Genomic DNA, 20,283 nt, shown 5'->3' with positions numbered 1-20,283 from the left:
GAGCGCAGCGAGTTCCCGCACCGTCCCTCGACGGACCGAGGAGCGCAGGGCACCGGCGTGCGAAGCGCGCCGGCTCGCGGCCGGCGGAGCGTTTCTTTGGTTACTTTCTTTGCGCGCAAAGAAAGTGACACCCACCCGCGGTCGCGGAAACGACATCACCAGGAAAGGCAGGCCGCCCCTACAACCACCCCTTCTGCCGCGCCAGCCGGTACGCCTCAATGCGATTGGCCACGCCCAGCTTGCCGATGCACTCGGACAGATAGTTGCGCACTGTGCCGTGCGACAACCCCAGCTGTTCGGCGATCTCGCTGGCGGTGCGGCCCTCGCCCGCCAGCCGCAGCACGCGACGCTCGCGGTCGGTCAGCGGATCGGCCTGCGACCACGCATCCAGTGCCAGCTGCGGGTCGATCGCGCGGATGCCCTGCTTCACCTTGCGCAGTGCCTCGGCCAGGTTCTCGGCCGGTGCGTCCTTCAGCAGATAGCCCAGCACGCCCGCTTCCAACGCACGGCGCAGGAAACCGGCGCGGGCAAAGGTGGTCACGATCACCACCTTGATCGGCAGCTCGTGACGCGCGATGCGCTGTGCAAGCTCCAACCCGGACAAGCCCGGCATCTCGATGTCGGTCACCAGGATGTCCGGCTGCAGCTGCTGCAGCATGCGCCACGCGGTTTCGCCGTCGGCGGCGCTGCCCAGCACTTCGATATCCGCTTCCAGGCCCAGCAGCGCCGACAGTGCGCCGCGTACCATCGCCTGGTCTTCGGCCAGCAGGATGCGGATCATGCGGCACCGTCCTGCACCAGCGACGGCGGCGCGCCTGGCGGCAGCGGTGTGGTCGCGGCGGCCAGTGGCACGCGCACGGTCAGCACCGTACCCTCGCCCCTTGCGGACTGCACCTGCAGGCTTCCACCCAGGGCGGCCACGCGTTCGCGCATGCCGCACAACCCATTGCCCTCGGCCTGCACGCCGCCACGACCATCGTCGCGGATCTGCATCGCCAGCATGCGTCCCTCCAGCATGAACTCCACGCGTGCCTGCGTCGCCTGTGCGTGGCGCACGATATTGGTCGCGGCCTCGCGCAGCACCAGCGCCAGCCCACGTTCGACATCCACCGGCATCGCCGGTGGGGGTGCGTATTGAAGGTGGACCTGCTGGCACTCCAGCAGCAGCCGCGCCGACGCCAGCTCACCGGCCAGGTCACTGGCGCGGATGCCGGTGACCGCGCTGCGGACCTGCGCCAGCGCCTCGCGGGCGATGGCCTCGGCCTCGCCGATCTCCTGTCGCGCGCGTCCATCACCGCGGTCGTGCAGCTTGCGCGCCAGTTCCAGCTTCAACGTGATCAACGACAGGGTGTGGCCGAGCAGGTCGTGCAGATCGCGGCCGATGCGTTCGCGCTCGGCGGTGGCTGCGAGCCGCCGCACCTCGTCCTGCGACAGCTGCAGTGCCGCATCCTTCTGCTGGTTGAGTGCCTCCACGTTCACGACCAGGCCGACGATATAGGACACGGCTGGGATCCAGACCAGGCTCTGCCACGGGTACTGGAACAGCAGGGCGAGGCTGCAGAACAGGAGGTTCAGACCAGTGAGCTGCAGCAGATACTGCCACCAGCCGCCGCGACCGCTCACCCGCAGCAGCACGCAGCCGAACACGAAGTAGGTCAGCCCGGACGGGTACCAGGGCAGCAGCACCAGCGACATCGCGATCAGGCCCAGGGCATAGCGCGGGGCGTGATGGCGCGGCGCCACCATCACCTTGGCGTACAGCAGCAGGAACACCGGGTAGCTGGCCAGCGTCAGCAGCAACCAGCGCAGGGTGAAGCCATGGCCAAGCAAGGGCGTCAGGAAGATCCACACTGACCACAGCAGGTGGATTGCCTCGCCCCAGGGGGACTTTCCCCGGCGCAGCGTATCGGCCACCGCCGAGTCGGGCGCGGGGCGCAGCAGCGAGGCAAGCCAGATGGACGGCACGGGCGGTTCCAGGCGGGGACGATCGCCGCCGATCATGCCAGTTCAGCCGCCTGCGCGCAGGCGCCACCGTCGGCTGGGCGGCACTGGCGCAGCCGAGCGCAGATCACGGTACGCTTGGCGGCGCCGCTGCGGCGGGCCGGCAATAGGGCGATCGGATCCATAGGCGGTACCGGTAGCGGAGACGTTGCCATCCTGTGCCGTCGTGGTCACATTTCGCAGTTGCCGCCGTCAGTGTCATCGGATGACAGCTGTCACTGCCGTCATCGCTGTGCCTGCCTTCATGCTGTGCCGCACGCTCCACCGCCGGAACCGCCGTCGTCCGCGCTTCCGGCCACACCCGCCCGAACGCCTGTGATGGAACGAATGAACGCTTCTGCCGAGCTGTTGAAGGAACTCCGTATCGACCGCAAGTCGCCGCCGCCGGCCTCCGGAGGCAATGGCGGTGGTCGCCGCTGGTTGTGGATCGCGATCATCGTGGTCGTGCTGCTGGTCGCCGCGGCCGTGGCCTACCTGTTCAGTCGCGCACCGGCCGTAGAGGTGGAAACCGCTCCGGCCGTGGCCATCCAGCAGGGCAGCGCCAGCAGTTCGGTGCTCGACGCCAGTGGCTACGTGGTTGCCCGTCGCATGGCCACGGTGTCGGCCAAGATCACCGGCAAGGTGCGCGAGGTGATGATCGAGGAAGGCATGCGGGTCGAAGCCGGCCAGGTGATGGCCACGCTCGACCCGATCGATGCCGACGCGCAGCGCAGCCTGTATGCCTCGCAGCTGCAGGCTGCGCGCAGCCAGGTGGCCGGCCTGGAGGCACAGCAGAAGCAGGCCGCCGCCGAAGCCAGCCGCCTGCAGGCGCTGGTTGGCCAGCAGCTGGTCTCGCGCTCGCAGTACGACCAGGCCGTGGCCCAGCGCGACAGTCTGCGTGCGCAGCTGGATACCGCGCAGCGCAACGTCAAGGTTGCCAACGACCAGCTGGCCATCGCCGATCTGGGCGTGGACAACAACATCGTGCGCGCGCCGTTCTCCGGCGTGGTCACCGCCAAGGCGGCGCAGCCCGGCGAGATCGTTTCGCCGCTGTCGGCGGGTGGTGGGTTCACCCGTACCGGCATCGGCACCATCGTGGACATGGACTCGCTGGAGATCGAAGTCGAGGTCGGCGAGGCTTTCATCGGCCGCGTGCAGCCGAAGATGCCGGTAGAAGCCACGCTCAACGCCTACCCGGAATGGAAGATTCCCGGCGATGTGATCGCCATCATCCCCACCGCCGACCGCGGCAAGGCCACGGTCAAGGTGCGCGTGGCGCTGAAGGTGAAGGACCCGCGCATCGTGCCGGAGATGGGCGTGCGCGTCAGCTTCCTGGAACAGGCGCAGCCGCAGGCCGCGGCCAAGCCGCAGGGCGTGCGCGTGCCCGGCGGCGCCGTGGTGCAGCGCGACGGTGCCTCGGTGGCCTTCGTGCTGGGTGACGAGAGCCGCGTGCAGCAGCGCACGGTCGAGGCCGGCCAGGCGATGGGCAAGGACCGCCAGATCCTCAAGGGCGTGAGCGCAGGTGAATCGGTGGTGGTGAACCCGCCGGACACCCTGCGCGATGGCGCCAAGGTGCAACAGAAACAAGCGCAGTAACGGCCTGGCGCCCGTGGGCGCGGCCGGCAGCATCGCTCGACGCACGCCTGCGGCCGCCGCAGGTGCGCTTCCCCGTTTCCCGCCTCCCGTGGAGAACCACCCATGTCGACCCTGGTTTCACTGCGCAACATCACCAAGACCTACCAGCGTGGCCCCGAGCAAGTGAAGGTGCTGCACGGCATCGACCTGGACATCGCCAGCGGCGACTTCGTCGCGCTGATGGGCCCGTCCGGTTCGGGCAAGACCACCCTGCTCAACCTGATCGGCGGCCTGGACAGCCCCACTGGCGGCGAGATCAGCATCGAGGGCGAGCGCATCGACCAGATGAGTGGCGGCCAGCTGTCGACGTGGCGCAGCCACCATGTCGGCTTCGTATTCCAGTTCTACAACCTGATGCCGATGCTGACCGCGCAGAAGAACGTGGAACTGCCGCTGCTGCTGACCCACCTCAGTGCGGCGCAGCGCCGCCGCAATGCCGAAATCGCGCTCACCCTGGTCGGCCTGGCCGACCGTCGCAGCCACCGCCCGAATGAACTGTCCGGCGGCCAGCAGCAGCGCGTGGCGATCGCCCGCGCGATCGTCTCCGACCCGACCTTCCTGATCTGCGACGAACCAACCGGCGACCTCGACCGCCAATCGGCCGAGGAGATCCTCGGCCTGCTGCAGCAGCTCAACCGCGAGCACGGCAAGACCATCATCATGGTCACCCATGACCCGAAGGCCGCCGAGTACGCCACGCACACGGTGCACCTGGACAAGGGCGAGCTGGCCGACGCGCCGCTGGCCCACTGACGGAGGCCACAGCGATGAAATACTTCTCGTTGGTGTGGGCGCAGCTGTTCCGCAGCCGCACGCGCACCTTGCTGACCCTGCTGTCGGTGGTGGCCGCGTTCCTGCTGTTCGGCATGCTCGATTCGGTGCGCGTGGCGTTCTCGTCGGGTGGCAGCGTGGAAGGCGCCAACCGCCTGGTGGTGGCCTCGCGGCTGTCGATCACCCAGTCACTGCCGATCCGGCTGGAAGCACAGGTTCGGCAGGTGGCCGGCGTCCGTGACGTGGCTTATGGCATGTGGTTTGGTGGCATCTACCAGGACCCGAAGAACTTCTTCCCGAACTTCTCGGTGTCACCCAACTACTTCGATGTCTACCGCGAGCTGCAGATCGATCCGGCACAACTGGAGGACTGGAAGCAGACCCGCACCGGCGCCATCGTCGGCGAAACCCTGGCCAAGCAGTTCGGCTGGAAGATCGGCGACACCATCCCGCTGCAGGCGACGATCTTCCCGCGTGGCGGCAGCAACGACTGGCCGCTGGTGCTCAAGGGCATCTACCGTTCCAAGGACCGTGCGCTGGCCGCCAACGAAGAACGCCAGTTGATGATGAACTGGAAGTACTTCGATGAATCCAACGACTACATCAAGAACCAGGTGAGCTGGTACACGGTGACGCTGGACAACCCGGACCATTCCTCGCGGGTGGCACAGGCGATCGATGCGATCTCGGCCAACTCCGACCACGAGACCAAGACCCAGACCGAATCGGCGTTCCAGCAGGCCTTCGTCAAGCAGTTCGCGGATATCGGCATGATCGTCACCTCGATCATGGGCGCGGTGTTCTTCACCCTGCTGCTGTTGACCGGCAACACCATGGCGCAGGCCGTGCGCGAGCGCGTGCCGGAGCTGGCCACGCTGAAAACGTTGGGCTTCAAGGACAGCACCGTGCTGACCCTGGTGATGGTGGAGTCGGTGTTGCTGATCGGCCTGGGCGGCCTGATCGGCATGGGCCTGGCCGCCCTGATCCTGCCGGCCATCGGCCCGAAGAGCATGGGCATGCTGCCGCCGCACGTGCCGACGCCAACCTGGCTGATGGGGCTGGGCCTGATCGTGGTGATCGGCATCATCGTCGGCCTGTTGCCAGCGCTGCGTGCCAAGCGCCTGAAGATCGTCGATGCACTGGCCGGCCGCTGAGGAGGATTGCAGATGAACAAGCTCAAGAAGTGGCTGGGCAACGGCGTAACCGTGCTGCTGCTTGCGATCGGCCTGGTGTTGTGGATCGGGCTGCCGTGGATCGGCGTGCTGGCCGTGGCCGTGCTGGTGGCCCTGTGGTTGCTGCTGACCCGCGGTGGACGGCTGGCGTTGGCCGCCACCCGCATCGGCGTTGCCAGCCTGCCGCAGCGCTGGGGCGCGTCCTCGGTGATCGTGGTCGGCATCGCTGGCGTGGTCGGCGTGCTGGTGGCGATGCTGGCGATGGGCGAAGGCTTCCAGGCCACGCTCAACAACACCGGCGATGACACCACTGCCATCGTGCTGCGCGGTGGCTCGCAGGCCGAGACCAACTCGGTGATCACCCGCGAACAGGTACCCATGCTGTCCACCCTGCCCGGCATCAGCCGCGATGCGCAGGGCCGGCCGTTGTTGTCACCGGAGCTGTCGCAGGTGGTCAACCTGGTGTCCAAGTCCGATGGCACCGACGTCAACGCGCAGTTCCGCGGCGTCGGCCCGCAGGCGTGGGCTGTGCATGACAAGGTCAAGATCGTTGAGGGCCGCAAGTTCGCCACCGGGCTGCGCGAGATCGTGGTCGGCCAGGGCGCCAAGGGCCAGTTCCGCGACATGGAGGTCGGCAGGACGCTGACGCTGGGCAACCAGACCTGGACCGTGGTCGGTGTGTTCGCCACTGGCGATGCGCATGATTCGGAACTGTGGACCGACGCCGATACGCTGGCCGCCACCTACCAGCGCAGCGCCTGGCAGTCGATCAGCGTGCGTACCGATGGCAAGGCCGGCTTCGATCAGTTCAAGGCGGCCGTCGCTGCCGACCCACGCCTGAAGCTGGACGTGGAAACCACCCGCGTCTACTACAGCAAGCAGGGCGGCGGGCTGACCAAGCTGATCGACATTCTGGGCAAGGTGATCGGCACGATCATGGCGGTCGGTGCAGTGTTCGGCGCGCTCAACACCATGTATGCGGCCGTGGCCACGCGCGCCCGCGAAATCGCCACCATGCGTGCGATCGGCTTCCGCGGCCTGCCGGTGGTGACGGCCGTGATGCTGGAAACGATGCTGCTGGCGCTGCTCGGTGGCCTGCTCGGCTGTGCGGTTGCATGGCTGCTGTTCAATGGCTACAGCGTGTCCACCATCGGCAGCAACTTCAGCGCGGTGGTGTTCAAGTTCCACGTATCACCGGAACTGCTGTGGACCGGCCTGAAATGGGCACTGGGCATCGGCCTGGTCGGCGGCCTGTTCCCGGCGCTGCGCGCGGCGCGTTTGCCGATCACTACGGCGCTGCGCGAAACCTGAGCACCATGCAGCGGTGGACTGCGCATCACGCAGGGGGACGGAGCGAAGGCTCCGTCCCTTTTTCGTTGCTGAACTCAGGCATCCATCGCCGCAACATCGGATGGTGGGTGCCGCAGGGCCAAATGCCGGCGAACAGCCTCCTCCGGCGCGTACGCCGTGCCCAGCGCGTGCTGCTCACCCGTATGCCTGTCGACGAAGATCGGGCCATTGCCGGCCAGTGCGTCCGAGATCTCGCCGGATTGCAGGTAGCGCAGCGACTGGAAGCAGAACAGCCAGCCTTCGACCATCTCATGCTCGTGCGTGATGGCAACCGGCTCATCGTCGCTGGCAAGTGCAGCCTGCACGCGACGGCGTGCTTCGTCGAGCTGGATCATTCCTTCGCCTCTTGTTTTCGATGACAGCGCGAAGAGCATTTCATGCGGGTGGATGCATCGCAACGGATAGGCACCTGGGTACAAGTGCGCACTGCGGCGTGTTGTCACAACCGCTCAAGCGTCGCGGTTCTGTGCCGCTATCGATGCCTCTACTCATCGCAAACGCAGCGCGCGTGACGCTGCGCACAGTGCATCTGTGGATTGTTGGTTGCGATTCATCTTCGCGCACTTCCAGCGGCGTCGAGACAAACAGTTACGAATGAAAACATTCTAGAATCGCGCCCCCCACGTTGGTTTGCAGCACCCCACGCGCCCATAGAACGGGCGCATGTTTTTACTGAAACACGAGATTTCACGGATGTCCCTGAAAACCAATCCGCTGCGCAACGCGATCGTCATCGCGCTGGCCGCCAGCTGCCCCCCCCCCGCCTTCGCACAGAGCGCCGGCGATGCCCCGACCAACCTCGACCGCATCGAAATCACCGGCTCGCGCATCCGCCAGGCCAGTGTCGAAACCGCACAGCCGGTGGTCGCGCTCAACCGCGCCGAGATCGAGAAGAAGGGTTACGTCAACGTCGCCGACATCCTGCAGGACATTCCTGCCGCCGGGGCGCCGAGCATGAGCCGCGCCTCGTCGCTGACTTCTTCGCGCGATTTCGGCGGCATGTACGTCAGCCTGCGCAACCTTGGCCCGGAACGCAGCCTGGTGCTGATCGACGGCCGCCGCATGGGCGTCAGCGCCGGCGGCTACTCCGACCTGGCCTCGATCCCGTCGTCCATCGTCGAGCGCGTGGAAGTGCTGACCGACGGCGCCTCCGCGCTGTACGGCTCCGATGCCATCGCCGGTGTGGTCAACATCATCACCCGCAAGAATTTCGATGGTGGCGAAGCCAGCGTCTATGTCGGCCAGTACGGCCAGGGTGACGGCCAGAAGCGCGCATACAGTGCAACCTTCGGCAAGACCTTCGAGCGCGGCTGGTTCAGCGTGGGCGCCGAGCGCACCAAGGAAGACGAGGTGCTGGGCAAGGACCGCGAGTTCAGCCGTTACACCAACGGCCCGCGCCACCCGAACGATGGCCTCAACGGCAACACGCCGTGGGGCTACGTCACCGTCGGTGGCAAGAACCTGACCGTGGGTCCGGGCGGCGACCCGAGCAAGGCCGGCAACTTCCATGCGCCGGACCCGGCCGATGGTGCCAACACCAAGTCGAACATGAGCCTGCTGACCGGCCTGGAGCGCACCTCGGTGTTCGCCAACGGTGGCTTCTCGATCACCGACAACCTGCGCATCGTCGCCGACGCGCTGTACAGCAAGCGCGAGTCGACCAAGCACCTGGCCGGCTACCCGTACTCGGTCAGCGCCGCGCAGGCCCGCAATGGCAGCCGTGCCGCCCTGTCCAAGGACAGCGCGTTCAACCTGTGGGGCCAGGATGCGCTGTTCGCGCACCGCACCGAGGAACTGCCGCGCGGCACCGAGAACAACCTGGAAACCAAGCGCGCCAGCATCGGCCTGGAAGGCAGCTTCGAAACCGGTTCGCGGTACTGGGACTGGAACATCAACTACATGTACAACCGCAACGAAGGCGAGCGAATCGGTACCGGCAGCATGTACCAGCCGCACGTCAACCTGGCCGTCGGCCCGTCCTTCATGGACGGCAACGTGGCCCGTTGCGGTGCGCCGGGCGCGGTGATCGCCGGCTGCGTGCCGTGGAACCCGGCTGGCCCGATGGGTTACACCGGCCCGGGCTCGCTGAGCAACCAGGACGTGCAGGACTACCTGTTCACCCGCTTCGTCGACAAGATGCAGAGCACCACCAAGGTCGCCAGCGGCAACATCTCCGGTTCGCTGTTCACCCTGCCGGCCGGCGACATCCTGGCCGCGATGGGATTCGAGCACCGCAGCGAGGAGGCCAGCTACACGCCGGACATGAAGGTGCAGAAGGGCGAGATCGCCGGCACCAGCGGCCAGCCGACCCGCGGCAACTACTCGCTCAACGAGGCCTACCTGGAACTGCAGGTGCCGTTGCTGGCCGACCTGCCGTTCGCCCGCGAACTGTCGCTGGACGTGGCCGGTCGCTACTCGGACTACAACAACTTCGGTTCCACCACCAACAGCAAGTTCGGCCTGAAGTGGAAGCCGATCGACAGCCTGCTGGTGCGCGCCACCTACGGCACCGGCTTCCGTGCGCCGACCGTGGATGACCTGTATGGCGGCACCGTCAGCAGTCGCGACTCGTTCACCGACCCGTGCGATACCTCCTTCGGCACCGCCGCCAGCAGCGCGGCCGTCGCCGCCCGTTGCCAGGCGCTGAAGGTGCCGGCCAACTTCCGCCAGCTCAACAGCGATGGCAGCGTGGCCACCAAGCCCGGCCAGCAGGCCACCACCGATTTCAGCTCGGGTTCCAACCCGGACCTGAAGCCGGAAACCGCCAAGACCTGGACCGTGGGCCTGGTCTACAGCCCGGACTTCGTGCAGGGCCTGGACGTCAGCCTGGACTGGTGGAAGATCCGCATCGACAACGCCATCGTCGGTGAGTCGGCCACCAACATCCTGGAACAGTGCTACGTGCAGGGTTCGGATGCTGCCTGTGGCCGCTTCACCCGTGGCAGCAACGGCCAGGTCAACTCGCTGGACCGCTCGCTGGTCAACGCGGGCTACCGCGAAACTGCCGGCTATGACATCAACGTGCGTTACCGCCTGCCGGAAACCGCGTTCGGCAAGTTCGCCGTCAACTGGAACACCACCTACACCGATTATCTGGAGCAGCGCAACGACAGCGCCGCCACCACCCCGGTGGAACAGCGTACCGGTTGGGCGGGCGACTTCCGCGTGCGCTCCACCTTCAACCTGGATTGGCAGTATGGCGACCTCGGCATCGGCTGGACCGCGCGCTACTACTCCAGCATGAAGGAGAAGTGCTCGTACATGGACGAGTGCAACATGCCGGGCTTCAACTCGTCGTACACCAGCGCCTCGCCGACCAACAAGGTGGGCTCCAACACCTTCCACGACCTGCAGGTGCGCTACAGCCTGCCGTGGGATGGCACCGTGTCGCTGGGCGTGAACAACGTGTTCAACCACCAGGGCCCGATCATGTACAGCCAGCCGAACAGCAGCTTCACCTACTACGGTGGCTTCGACATCGGCCGCTTCATGTACATGAAGTACCAGCAGCGCTTCTAAGCCTGCAACCGCGTTCCCGCCACGGCCATTCCTCTCTCCTGGCCGTGGATGGAAGCAGAACGGCGCCCCTCGGGGCGCCGTTCTTTTTTGCGTGGAAGCGGGGTCGGATCCCCGCCGGCGCTAGCGCTTGGCGCGCATCGTGCGGATGTTGTCGCCGACGAACAGCACCAGGCCAGCCCAGATCGCTGCAAACCCGATCGCCTTGGCAGTGTCGAATGCCTCATGGAAGAAGAACACACCCAGCAGCAGCTGCAGGCTCGGCGCGATGTACTGCAGGATGCCGACCAGCGACAGCGGAATGCGCTTCACGCCGTAGGCGAAGCCGATCAGCGGTACTGCGGTGACCGCGCCGCCGAAGATCAGCAGCAGGTCGTTGCGCCAGCCCCAACCATGGAAGAACGCACCGCCATGGCCGTTCTCGGCCCAGATCGCAAACGCCAGCGCCGGCAGGAACAGGTACATGCTCTCCACGCCGAGGCCGGCCACCGGGTCGACCGAGACCAGCTTGCGCAGCAGGCCATACAAGCCGAACGAACAGGCCAGGCCCAGCGCGATCCACGGTGGCGTACCTGCATCGATGGTCAGCCAGGCCACGCCCACCGCCGCCATTGCCACCGCTACCCACTGCAGCCGGCGCAGCCGTTCCTTCAGCACCAGCACGCCCAGCAGCACGTTCACCAGCGGGTTGATGAAGTAGCCCAGGCTGGTCTCGATGACATGACCGGCGTTGACCGCCCAGATGTACAGGCCCCAGTTGAACGCGATGGTCAGGCTCGACACCAGCAGGATCGGCAGCGCGCGCGGCTGCGCGGCGATCTTCCGCCACCAGCCCAGGCGCGCACTGATCAACAGCCAACCCAGCACCAGCACCGTGCTCCAGATGATGCGGTGGGCGATGATCTGGAACGAGGGCACCTCGTTGAGCAGGTGCCAATAGATCGGCACCAGGCCCCAGATCACGAAGGTGGATGCGGTGACCAGCAGGCCCCGGCGTTGTTCTTTCTCGTCCATGCTCACTTCTTTCTCGTCCTTGCCATTGTCAGCACCACCACACCCAGAAGAATCACCGCCATCGCCAGCAGGTCGCGCCAACCGAAGCGCTCACCGTTGAGCAGAGCGCCCAGCAGCACCGCGATCACCGGATTGACATACGCGTAGCTGCCCGCGAGCGCCGGGCGCACGTTCTGCAGCAGCCACACGTAGGCAGTGAACGCGACGATGGAGCCGAACACGCACAGATAGGCCATCGCCAGCAGGCCACCGGTATCGGGCAGCGTGGTCGGGCGCTCGCCCACCGCCAGGCCGATCAGCACCAGCAGCACGCCGCCGCAGATCATCTGCCCGGCCGCGGTCATGAACGGACCCGGCAGGTCCAGGCCGCGTGCCCACACAGAACCGAACGCCCAGCCGATCGGCGCGATCAGCAGCAGCACCAGCCCGGTCGGCGAGCCGGTCAGGCTGCTGCCGGCGTTGAGCCAGACCACGCCGAGGAAGCCGATGGCGATGCCCAGCCACTCACCACGGCTGGCATGTTGCCCGCGCAGCGCCGAGAACAGCGCCATCCACAGCGGCACCGAGGCCACCGCCGTGGCGGCCAGGCCCGAGGACACCTCGCGCTCGGCCAGCACCACCATGCCGTTGCCCAGCACCAGCATGGTCACGCCCATGATGACCAGGTTGCGCCACTGCCGCAGCGTCGGGTTCGGCAGCTTCCAGAACAGGCGCAAGGCCAGGAACATCAGGCCGCCGGCAATGATGAAGCGGCTGCCGGAGACCATCGTCAGCGGCAGTGCGCCGCCGTGCAGGGCCTTGGCGATGCCCAGATAGGTCGAACCCCAGACCACGTAGACCAGCAGCAGTGCCAGCGCGACAAGGCCACCCCGGGGGGCAGCCGCAGACGAAGAGGGGGGAGCCGACATGACACACCAGGGAGCCGGGGGAAGGCGGATTCTAGGACGTTTTGAGTATGGTCCGGGACCCCATACGGTGGCACGCTGTCATCCATCCATGCACCCTGCTCTGGTCTGCTACCCCGTGTTGACGGCCGATGCAGTACCAAGAGGGCTGCCCGGCCGCGCCGCCCCAAGGCCGGACGCCGTTTTCCCTGCGCACGGACGCGCCGCATCGAGGATTTCCACCCAGATGAGCACCACGTCCCAACCTGTTGTCCCCGCGAACGACCGTGCCGCCCTGCGGCGGTCGATCTCCAACACCCTCAAAGGCTCCGCCGGCAACCTGGTGGAGTGGTATGACGTCTACGTGTACTCGGTGTTCGCCGTGTACTTCGAATCGCAGTTCTTCTCGCCGGACGACAAGAACTCCACCCTGTACGTGTGGGCGATCTTCGCGGCGACCTTCCTGATGCGCCCGATCGGCGCCTGGTTCTTCGGCCGCTTCGCCGACCGCCACGGCCGCCGCCTGGCGCTGACCGTCTCGGTCACGTTGATGGCGCTGTGCTCGTTCCTCATCGCCATCACCCCCACCGCCGCCAGCATCGGCATCTGGGCCGCCGTGATCCTGTTGTTCGCACGCCTGCTGCAGGGCTTCGCCACTGGCGGCGAGTATGGTGCCAGCGCCACTTACATGTCCGAGGCCGCCATTCCGGGCCGTCGCGGCTTCCTGTCCTCGTTCCACTACGTCACCCTGGTCGGCGGCCACGTGCTGGCCCAGCTGACCCTGCTGCTGATGCTGACCTTCTGGGGCAAGCCGGAGATCTCCGAGTGGGGCTGGCGCATCGCCTTCGGTATCGGTGGCATCGCTGCGGTGGTGGTGTTCTGGCTGCGCCGGGGCATGGACGAATCGCTGTCGGAGTCGTCGATCGAGGCCGCGCGCGAGGGCAAGGCAAAGAAGTCCGGTTCGATGTACGAGTTGTTCGTGCACCAGTGGCGGCCGCTGCTGCTGTGCTTCCTGATCACCGCTGGCGGCACCGTGGCCTTCTACACCTACTCGGTGAACGGCCCGAAGATGATCCAGAGCGCCTTCGCCGGCAACGACCCGATGACCGGCACCCTGATCAACCTGGGCGTGCTGGCCTTCCTGATGGTGCTGCAACCGGTCGGCGGCTGGCTGTCGGACATCATCGGCCGCAAGACCCTGCTGGTGTTCTTCGGCGTCGGCGGCGTGCTGTACAGCTGGTACCTGATCACCCAGCTGCCGCACCAGCATGACGCCACCCTGGCCTTCCTGACCCTGGCGCTGGCGTTCGTCATCCTCACCGGCTACACCTCGATCAACGCGGTGGTGAAGGCCGAGCTGTTCCCCACCCACGTGCGTGCACTGGGCGTGGGCCTGGGCTATGCGCTGGCCAACTCGCTGTTCGGCGGCACCGCCCCGCTGCTGTACCAGGGCGCGCTGAAGACCGGCCACGTCGACTGGTTCGCCATCTACGTGACCGCCACGATCGCGGTATCGTTGGTGGTCTATGTGTTCTTCCTTACCAACAAGGGCCCGAACTGGCTCGACGGCACCCGCAAGTAAGCGCGTTGCCCTGATCGCGGCCACTGGCGCAATGCCGGTGGCCGCTACGTCTCCCGCCACCGCGCTGATGTGGATCGCGGTGACGCTGGCCGCAGCCACGGCATTGGCCTGGGTGCTGCGCCGCCCCAACGCGCAGGCCACGTGGCCGCGCACGGGGTACGGGATCGCCCTGCTGGTGTTCTGCGCCGCGCTGGCGCTGCAGCTGGCGATGGACCTGGGCAGCGGCCACAGCTCGCTGCACCTGCGGCTGCATCGCGGTGTCAGTCCGGCACCCCTGGTTGGCCTGCGCACGATGGCGGCGTGCTATCTGGCAGCGCTCGTCGCCGGCGGCTGGGGCGCGTGGAAGCTGCTGCGACGGCGCGGGTAGTGCCGGCCGCTGGCCGGCAAAGCCGCCGTCTTTCGGTAGTGCCGGCCGCTGGCCGGCAACCTCATGAACGCTGGGCACGTCACCGGAATGCCGGCCAGCGGCCGGCACTACCAGGGCATCAGCCCTTCAGCTGCGCCAGGATCTCGCGGGTCATCGGGTCGGCAACCGCCACATCCTCGCCCTGCAGCGCCGGCAGCAGGCCACTGGCCAGCTGCTTGCCCAGTTCGACACCGAACTGGTCGAAGGCGTTGATGTTCCAGATCACCGACTGCACGTACACAGCGTGCTCGTACATGGCGATCAGTGCACCCAGCGCCTGCGGGGTCAGCGCGTCGAGCAGGATCAGCGTGCTCGGCCGGCCTCCCGGGTAGTCGCGGTGCGGATCTTCGCTGCCCTGGCCATTGGCCAGTGCTTCGGTCTGCGCCAGCAGGTTGGCCAGCAAGGCCTGGTGATTGATCGTATAGGGATCATCGTTGTGCACACAGCCGATGAAGTCGGCCGGAACGACGCTGGTGCCCTGGTGCAACGCCTGGAAGAAGCTGTGCTGCACATCGGTGCCCGCCCCACCCCACCACACCGGCACAGTGTCGACGGTGACCGGCTGGCCGTCACGCTGCACGCGCTTGCCCAGGCTTTCCATCACCAGCTGCTGAAGGTAAGCCGGCAGCAGCGCCAGGCGCTGGTCGTAGGTCATCACCGCGTGCGTGGCATGGCCCAGCAGGTTGCGGTTCCAGATGTCGGTGAGGCCGTGCAGCACCGGCAGGTTGCGCTCCAGCGGTGCATCCAGCGCATGCGCATCCATCTGCGCCGCGCCTTCCAGCAACTGTTCAAAACGTTCGAAGCCGATTGCCAGCGCAATCGGGAAACCGACCGCCGACCACAGCGAATAACGGCCACCGACCCAGTCCCACATCGGCAGCACGCGATCGGCGGCGATCGCGAAGGCCTTGGCGGCGCGCTCCGGATTGGCGCTGACCGCATACAGGCGCTCGCTGCCACCCAGCCAGTCGTGCAGGATCTGGCCGTTGAGCAGGGTTTCCTGGGTACCGAAGGTCTTGGAGATCAGGATGCCGGCGGTCTTCGCCGGATCCAGCGTGGCCAGCGTGCGCTGCATGGCGGCGCCGTCCACGTTCGACACGAAATGCACGCGCAGGCGCGCACCGCTGACCGGGCGCAGCGCATCGGCGACCAGGCGCGGGCCAAGGTCGGAACCCCCGATGCCGACACTGACCACATCGGTCACGCCGCTGTCTTCCAGCGCGCGCACCAGCGCGCCCATGCGCTGGCGGATGCCATGCGCGGTGGCATAGGCCTCGGCCGCCACCGGCGCATCGACCACGTCGCCACGCAGCGCGGTATGCAGCGCTGCGCGGCCTTCGGTCAGATTGACCTGCTCGCCGCGGAACAGGCGGGTGATGGCGCCACCGACATCACGGTCGGCAGCCAGCGCCAGCAACGCCTGCAGCGCCGCGGCATCGTATTTCTGACGGGCGAAGTTGACGTACAACGGACCGACCCGCAGCGCCAGGTCCTGCACGCGGCCGGGTTCGGCGGCGAGCAGGCCGGGAATGCTTGCGCCCTTCAGGCGCTGGGCGTGGGAGTGCAGCGAGTCGAATCCGTTGTTCGTTGTCATGCGGCCTGGGTCGGGATCGTGTCGTTGGTGTGGGTGATCTGGTTGTTGCCATCAACGTACACCAGCTTCGGCTTGAAGCTGTCAGCTTCCTGCTCGGTCATGCTGGCGAACGCGGCGATGATGATGATGTCACCGACCTGCACGTGGCGCGCGGCGCCACCGTTGAGCGAGACAACGCCGCTGCCGGCTTCGGCGCGGATGGCATAGGTCGAGAAGCGCGCACCGTTGGTCACGTCCCAGATGTGCACCTGTTCGAACTCGCGGATGCCAGTGGCAGCCAGCAGGTTGTCATCGATGGCGATCGAGCCTTCGTAGTTCAGCTCGGAATGGGTGACGGTGGCGCGGTGGATCTTGGTCTTGAGCAGGGACAGGTGCATGGGGGCGCTGCAACGGCAAAGGAAAGAGCGGATTCTAGCACCCGCACAGCGCCGGGCATTACGGCCGGCAACCTGTTCAGGTAGGCGGTGAAACCGGAGGCGGATCCCTTTTCCCCTGGGAAAGGGATCTGACCCCATGCATCGCGCGGCGCCGCCGGAACTCAGAACTCCAGGTTGTCGATCAGCCGGGTGGTACCCAGCCGTGCGGCGATCAGCGCCACCCGGCCGCCGCCGTCGAAGGTCGGCTCGGCCAGCTCCGGAGTGCGCAGCACCGCGTAGTCAACCTGGAAACCGGCCGCCTGCAATGCGGCAGTGGCCTCGGCCTCGATGCGCTCACGTGCCTGCCCGGCCACGTAGCCTTCGCGCATGCCCAGCAGGGTCCGGTGGATGGTGGTCGCGACCGGACGCTGTTCGGCGCTCAGGTACTGGTTGCGCGAGCTCTTGGCCAGGCCATCCTCGTCGCGCACGATCTCCGCACCAACAATCTGGATCGGGAACGACAGCTCGGCCACCATCTGCCTGATCACGGCAAGCTGCTGGTAGTCCTTGCGACCGAACACGGCCACCTCCGGCTGCACCTGCAGGAACAGGCGCGCCACCACCGTGCAGACGCCATCGAAGTGCCCCGGGCGGCTGGCACCTTCCAGCACTTCACTCACGCCCGGCGCGTGCACGCGCGTGGTCTTGTCCACGCCCAGCGGGTACATCGCCTCGACGCTGGGCAGCCACACCGCATCGCAGCCAGCCTGCTCCAGCCCGGCAACGTCGGCCTCGGGCGTGCGCGGGTAGCGGCTGAAGTCCTCGTTCGGCCCGAACTGGGTCGGGTTGACGAAGATGCTCGCCACCACCTTGTCGGCATACTGGCGGGCCAGGGCCACCAGCGAATGGTGGCCCCCATGCAGGTTGCCCATGGTCGGCACCAGCGCCACGCGCAGGCCCTCGCGCTTCCACTGGGCGATCTGCCCGCGCAGCGCGCCGAGCTCGTTGAAGGTCTGGATCATTGGGCGTAGGCGTGCTGTTCGTCGGGGAAGCTGCCGTCGCGCACGGCGTCGGCAAACGCGCGGGTGGCACCGGCCACCGAGCCGCCTTCGGCAAGGAAATCCTTGACGAACTTGGGACGGCGATGGCCACTGTCCAGGCCGAGGAAATCGTGCAGCACCAGCACCTGGCCATCGCACTGCGGGCCAGCACCGATACCGATGGTCGGCACATCCACCGCAGCGGTCACTTCGGCGGCGACGGGGGTCGGCACGCATTCAAGCACCATGATGCTGGCGCCTGCGGCGGCCACGGCCCTGGCATCCTCCACCAGCTGGCGCGCAGCATCGCCGCGGCCCTGGATCTTGAAGCCGCCCAGGCGCAGCACCGATTGCGGGGTCAGGCCCAGGTGCGCGCAGACCGGAATCTCGCGCTCGACCAGGTAGCGGATGATGTCGACCTTGAAGCCGGCACCTTCGATCTTGACCATCTCGGCACCGGCCTGCAGCAGCTGCAGCGAGGCATCCAGCGCGCGTTCCGGGGTGGCATCGGCACCGAACGGCAGGTCGGCCACCAGCAGCGCACGCTGCAGCACGCGGGCCACGGCGCGGGTGTGGTAGACCATGTCGGCCACGGTCACCGGCAGGGTCGAATCATGACCCTGCACGACCATGCCCAGCGAATCGCCGATCAGGATCAGATCGACGCCGTTGGCATCGAAGGTGCGGGCGAAGCCGGCGTCGTAGGCGGTCAACATGACCAGCTTCTGGCCATTGCGCTTGGCCTCGGCCAGGGCGGGAACGGTCCAGGGCTTGCTGTCTGCGTGGGTGCTCATGTGCTGATAACCGGGGGAGATAACCCGGTCATTATCACCCTATCGGCGCAATCCCGCAGGCATCCACCCGCACCACTGCATCCCGCACGCTGCCATGACCGGGAATGGCCAGATCAGGCGCGATTTCGGCCAGTGGCACCAACACGAAGGCACGCTCGTGCAGGTAGGGATGAGGTACCTGCAGGCCGGGCAGGTCGATCACCTGCGTGCCGTAAAGAAGAAGGTCGAGGTCCAGCGCGCGCGGCCCCCAGTGCACCGCCGGATCGCGCACGCGGCCAAATCCCCGCTCCAGCGCCAGCATGGCCTGCAGCAACTCATCGGCCGCCAAGGTGGTTTCGACCGCAGCCACGGCATTGACGAACGGCGGCTGGTCTTCATTGCCCCAGGCCGGGGTTGCATAGAGCCGCGAGGCCTGTCGCAGGCGCGTTCCCGGCAGGCCGTCCAGCGCGGCAATCGCCGCGCCCACGGTCGCGGCCGCGTCGCCAAGGTTGGCGCCGAGGCCGATCCAGGCGAGGGTCATCGCTTACTCGCCCGCCGCCGCAGCACCGGGACGTCGACGGCGACGGCGGCGCTTGCGCGGTGCCCCGCTCTCGTCATCGCCGTCTTCACTGTGCATCGCGTCCAGCGACGACTCCAGCTCGCGACCGGACTGCGCCTGTGCTTCGCGCCAGAACTCGACATCCACTGCATGCTCGGACGAAGCGACCTGGCGCAGGCTGAGGAAATCGAACGCGGCGCGGAAGCGCGGGTGGGTCAGGGTACGGAATACGCGCTTGCGCTGGCGCGAGCTGAAGCGCGACTGCAGCAGCCAGATCTCCTGCATCGGCAGCGAGAAGCGGCGCGGCAGCGCGATGGTGCTGAGCTGCTGCACGGTGACCCGGTCGGCGGCGCGGCGCTGCGCCTCTTCCGGTGCCACTCCCTGCTTGAGCAGGGTCGCCTGTGCGCGGCAGAACGCCGGCCACAGCAGCAATGCGAACAGGAACGCCGGCGAGACCGGCTCGTCGTTGGCCACGCGAGCATCGGTGTTGGCCAGGCCCTCGACCAGCATGCGGCGCAGCGCGCCGGTGCGGTTGGACTTCAGCGCCTTGGCGCTCTCCGGGAACAGCACGTCGAGCAGGCCGTAACGCTCAAGGCCTTCGAAGCTGGCCACGCCGTGCCCGGACAGGAACAGCTTGAGCACTTCCTCGAACAGGCGCGCCGGCGCGGCTTCGTTGAGCAGGCCGGCCAGGTGCGGGATGGGCGCGGCGGTACCCTCTTCGATCTGGAAGCCGAGCTTGGCCGCCAGGCGCACCGCACGCAGCATGCGCACCGGGTCTTCCCGATAACGCTGCTCGGGATCGCCGATCAGTTTCATCAGGCGCGCCTGGACGTCTTCGAAGCCGCCGGTGTAGTCGCGCACCGAGAAGTCCTCGATGGCGTAGTACAGGGCGTTGCAGGTGAAGTCTCGGCGGACCGCGTCGTCTTCGATGGTGCCGTACACGTTGTCGCGCACGAGCATGCCGTTTTCCATCTCGCGGTCGCCGCTGCCGTCATCGCTGTTGGCACGGAAGGTGGCAACTTCGATGATTTCGCGGCCGAACACAACGTGGGCGAGGCGGAACCGACGACCGATCAGGCGGCAGTTGCGGAACAGCTGCTTGACCTGTTCGGGCGTGGCATCGGTGGCCACGTCGAAATCCTTGGGTTGGCCATTGACCAGCAGGTCGCGCACCGCGCCGCCGACAAGGTAGGCGCCGAAGCCGGCATCGCGCAGGCGATAAAGCACGCGCAGGGCGTTCGGGCTGATGTCCTTGCGGGAGATCGTGTGCTGGTCGCGCGGGATGACGCGCAGGCTGAACGGTGATGTAGCAGGGGAAATGATGTTGGCGCTTCCGGTTGAAGTTTCGGGATTGCCCAATGGCATCGAGGTGCATATACTAGCGCTCCTGCCTCGGCAGCGACACAGTTACGCTCCCTTCGTCTAGTGGTTAGGACGTGGCCCTCTCAAGGCTAAAACAGGGGTTCGAGTCCCCTAGGGAGCGCCAGTCGCCGCAGCAGGAACCGAAAAAGCCCGCCTTGTGCGGGCTTTTCTGTTTTCCGGGGTTTGCAATGGCATCGATCGGCTTGGTCGCTTTGGCGCCTGCCTGCAATCGGCTTGAGCCGGTGGGGTCACCCAGGGCAGGACACGCCGTGAACCCATCCATGGGGGC

At 66.8% G+C, this 20,283-nt stretch carries 18 protein-coding genes and 1 tRNA gene; 8 read left to right on the top strand and 11 right to left on the bottom strand.

Translation table 11 applies throughout. The features are described from left to right. Positions 1–178: 178 nt before the first annotated feature. Both HMPREF3114_RS14550 and HMPREF3114_RS14545 read right to left on the bottom strand, forming a co-directional pair. Complete coding sequence (locus HMPREF3114_RS14550; RefSeq protein WP_005420563.1) at positions 179–781, bottom strand: response regulator transcription factor; 603 nt, start codon at positions 779–781, stop codon at positions 179–181. Further along, complete coding sequence (locus tag HMPREF3114_RS14545) at positions 778–2,001, bottom strand: sensor histidine kinase (RefSeq protein WP_053500628.1); 1,224 nt, start codon at positions 1,999–2,001, stop codon at positions 778–780. The genes HMPREF3114_RS14550 and HMPREF3114_RS14545 overlap by 4 nt, the downstream gene beginning before the upstream one ends. A gap of 327 nt (positions 2,002–2,328) precedes the next feature. Here HMPREF3114_RS14545 and HMPREF3114_RS14540 point away from each other — a divergent pair, with 327 nt between their 5' ends. The 4 genes from HMPREF3114_RS14540 (at position 2,329) to HMPREF3114_RS14525 (ending at position 6,869) form a co-directional block, all read left to right on the top strand. Next, positions 2,329–3,576: an efflux RND transporter periplasmic adaptor subunit gene (locus HMPREF3114_RS14540; RefSeq protein ID WP_053500630.1), complete on the top strand. Its 1,248-nt coding sequence runs from the start codon at positions 2,329–2,331 to the stop codon at positions 3,574–3,576. Between the two features lie 102 nt (positions 3,577–3,678). After that, entirely contained in the window at positions 3,679–4,368 is a 690-nt protein-coding gene (locus HMPREF3114_RS14535; protein WP_053500632.1) for an ABC transporter ATP-binding protein, read from the top strand. A 14-nt stretch (positions 4,369–4,382) separates the two neighbouring features. Then, positions 4,383–5,540: an ABC transporter permease gene (locus HMPREF3114_RS14530; protein WP_005420575.1), complete on the top strand. Its 1,158-nt coding sequence runs from the start codon at positions 4,383–4,385 to the stop codon at positions 5,538–5,540. A 12-nt stretch (positions 5,541–5,552) separates the two neighbouring features. Continuing rightward, positions 5,553–6,869 (top strand): ABC transporter permease, encoded by a 1,317-nt coding sequence (locus HMPREF3114_RS14525; RefSeq protein ID WP_053500634.1) that lies wholly within the window; start codon positions 5,553–5,555, stop codon positions 6,867–6,869. Between the two features lie 74 nt (positions 6,870–6,943). On the opposite strand, the gene HMPREF3114_RS14520 is transcribed toward HMPREF3114_RS14525, so the two are convergent. Beyond that, positions 6,944–7,243 carry a YrhB domain-containing protein gene (locus HMPREF3114_RS14520; protein ID WP_005420578.1) on the bottom strand — a complete coding sequence of 100 codons (300 nt, stop codon included), beginning with the start codon at positions 7,241–7,243 and terminating at the stop codon, positions 6,944–6,946. Positions 7,244–7,601: 358 nt separating this feature from the next. Between HMPREF3114_RS14520 and HMPREF3114_RS14515 the strand changes: the two genes are divergently transcribed. Beyond that, the gene (locus tag HMPREF3114_RS14515; protein WP_070489938.1) at positions 7,602–10,427 is read left to right on the top strand and encodes a TonB-dependent receptor; all 2,826 of its coding nucleotides are present in this window, start codon (positions 7,602–7,604) and stop codon (positions 10,425–10,427) included. Between the two features lie 120 nt (positions 10,428–10,547). Here the strand turns inward: HMPREF3114_RS14515 and rarD are convergent, their stop codons facing one another. Then, the gene (gene rarD / locus HMPREF3114_RS14510) at positions 10,548–11,444 is read right to left on the bottom strand and encodes an EamA family transporter RarD (protein WP_053500638.1); all 897 of its coding nucleotides are present in this window, start codon (positions 11,442–11,444) and stop codon (positions 10,548–10,550) included. Next, a complete protein-coding gene (gene yedA, locus HMPREF3114_RS14505) occupies positions 11,441–12,346 on the bottom strand; it encodes a drug/metabolite exporter YedA (RefSeq protein WP_005420582.1) in 906 nt (301 codons plus the stop codon). Before yedA ends, rarD begins: the two co-directional genes overlap by 4 nt. 223 nt (positions 12,347–12,569) lie before the next feature. On the opposite strand from yedA, the gene HMPREF3114_RS14500 reads away from it, so the two are divergent. Together HMPREF3114_RS14500 and HMPREF3114_RS14495 are read left to right on the top strand one after the other, a co-directional pair. Beyond that, the gene (locus HMPREF3114_RS14500; protein WP_005420583.1) at positions 12,570–13,904 is read left to right on the top strand and encodes an MFS transporter; all 1,335 of its coding nucleotides are present in this window, start codon (positions 12,570–12,572) and stop codon (positions 13,902–13,904) included. 31 nt (positions 13,905–13,935) lie between these two features. Beyond that, the gene (locus HMPREF3114_RS14495) at positions 13,936–14,271 is read left to right on the top strand and encodes a hypothetical protein (protein WP_229766059.1); all 336 of its coding nucleotides are present in this window, start codon (positions 13,936–13,938) and stop codon (positions 14,269–14,271) included. 118 nt (positions 14,272–14,389) lie between these two features. Here the strand turns inward: HMPREF3114_RS14495 and pgi are convergent, their stop codons facing one another. The 6 genes from pgi to pcnB all read right to left on the bottom strand — a co-directional run bounded on the left by pgi (position 14,390) and on the right by pcnB (position 19,997). Continuing rightward, on the bottom strand, positions 14,390–15,904 hold the full coding sequence (gene pgi / locus HMPREF3114_RS14490; protein ID WP_053500046.1) for a glucose-6-phosphate isomerase: 1,515 nt from the start codon (positions 15,902–15,904) through the stop codon (positions 14,390–14,392). Next, positions 15,901–16,281 (bottom strand): aspartate 1-decarboxylase, encoded by a 381-nt coding sequence (panD, locus tag HMPREF3114_RS14485; protein WP_006432456.1) that lies wholly within the window; start codon positions 16,279–16,281, stop codon positions 15,901–15,903. The genes pgi and panD overlap by 4 nt, the downstream gene beginning before the upstream one ends. Positions 16,282–16,442: 161 nt before the next feature. Further along, positions 16,443–17,282, bottom strand: coding sequence for a pantoate--beta-alanine ligase (gene panC / locus HMPREF3114_RS14480; RefSeq protein WP_053500047.1), 840 nt, complete (start codon positions 17,280–17,282; stop codon positions 16,443–16,445). Next, the gene (panB, locus tag HMPREF3114_RS14475; RefSeq protein WP_014646749.1) at positions 17,279–18,094 is read right to left on the bottom strand and encodes a 3-methyl-2-oxobutanoate hydroxymethyltransferase; all 816 of its coding nucleotides are present in this window, start codon (positions 18,092–18,094) and stop codon (positions 17,279–17,281) included. The genes panC and panB overlap by 4 nt, the downstream gene beginning before the upstream one ends. A gap of 34 nt (positions 18,095–18,128) precedes the next feature. Then, on the bottom strand, positions 18,129–18,614 hold the full coding sequence (gene folK / locus HMPREF3114_RS14470; protein WP_005416118.1) for a 2-amino-4-hydroxy-6-hydroxymethyldihydropteridine diphosphokinase: 486 nt from the start codon (positions 18,612–18,614) through the stop codon (positions 18,129–18,131). A gap of 3 nt (positions 18,615–18,617) precedes the next feature. Beyond that, the gene (gene pcnB, locus HMPREF3114_RS14465; protein ID WP_161801669.1) at positions 18,618–19,997 is read right to left on the bottom strand and encodes a polynucleotide adenylyltransferase PcnB; all 1,380 of its coding nucleotides are present in this window, start codon (positions 19,995–19,997) and stop codon (positions 18,618–18,620) included. A 46-nt stretch (positions 19,998–20,043) separates the two neighbouring features. Here pcnB and HMPREF3114_RS14460 point away from each other — a divergent pair. Continuing rightward, a tRNA-Glu gene (locus HMPREF3114_RS14460) sits at positions 20,044–20,118 on the top strand. The last annotated feature ends 165 nt before the right edge of the window (positions 20,119–20,283 follow it).

The organism is Stenotrophomonas sp. HMSC10F07, from assembly GCF_001807895.1.
Lineage (GTDB): Bacteria > Pseudomonadota > Gammaproteobacteria > Xanthomonadales > Xanthomonadaceae > Stenotrophomonas > Stenotrophomonas sepilia.
This window is presented reverse-complemented; position numbering and strand designations above follow the sequence as displayed.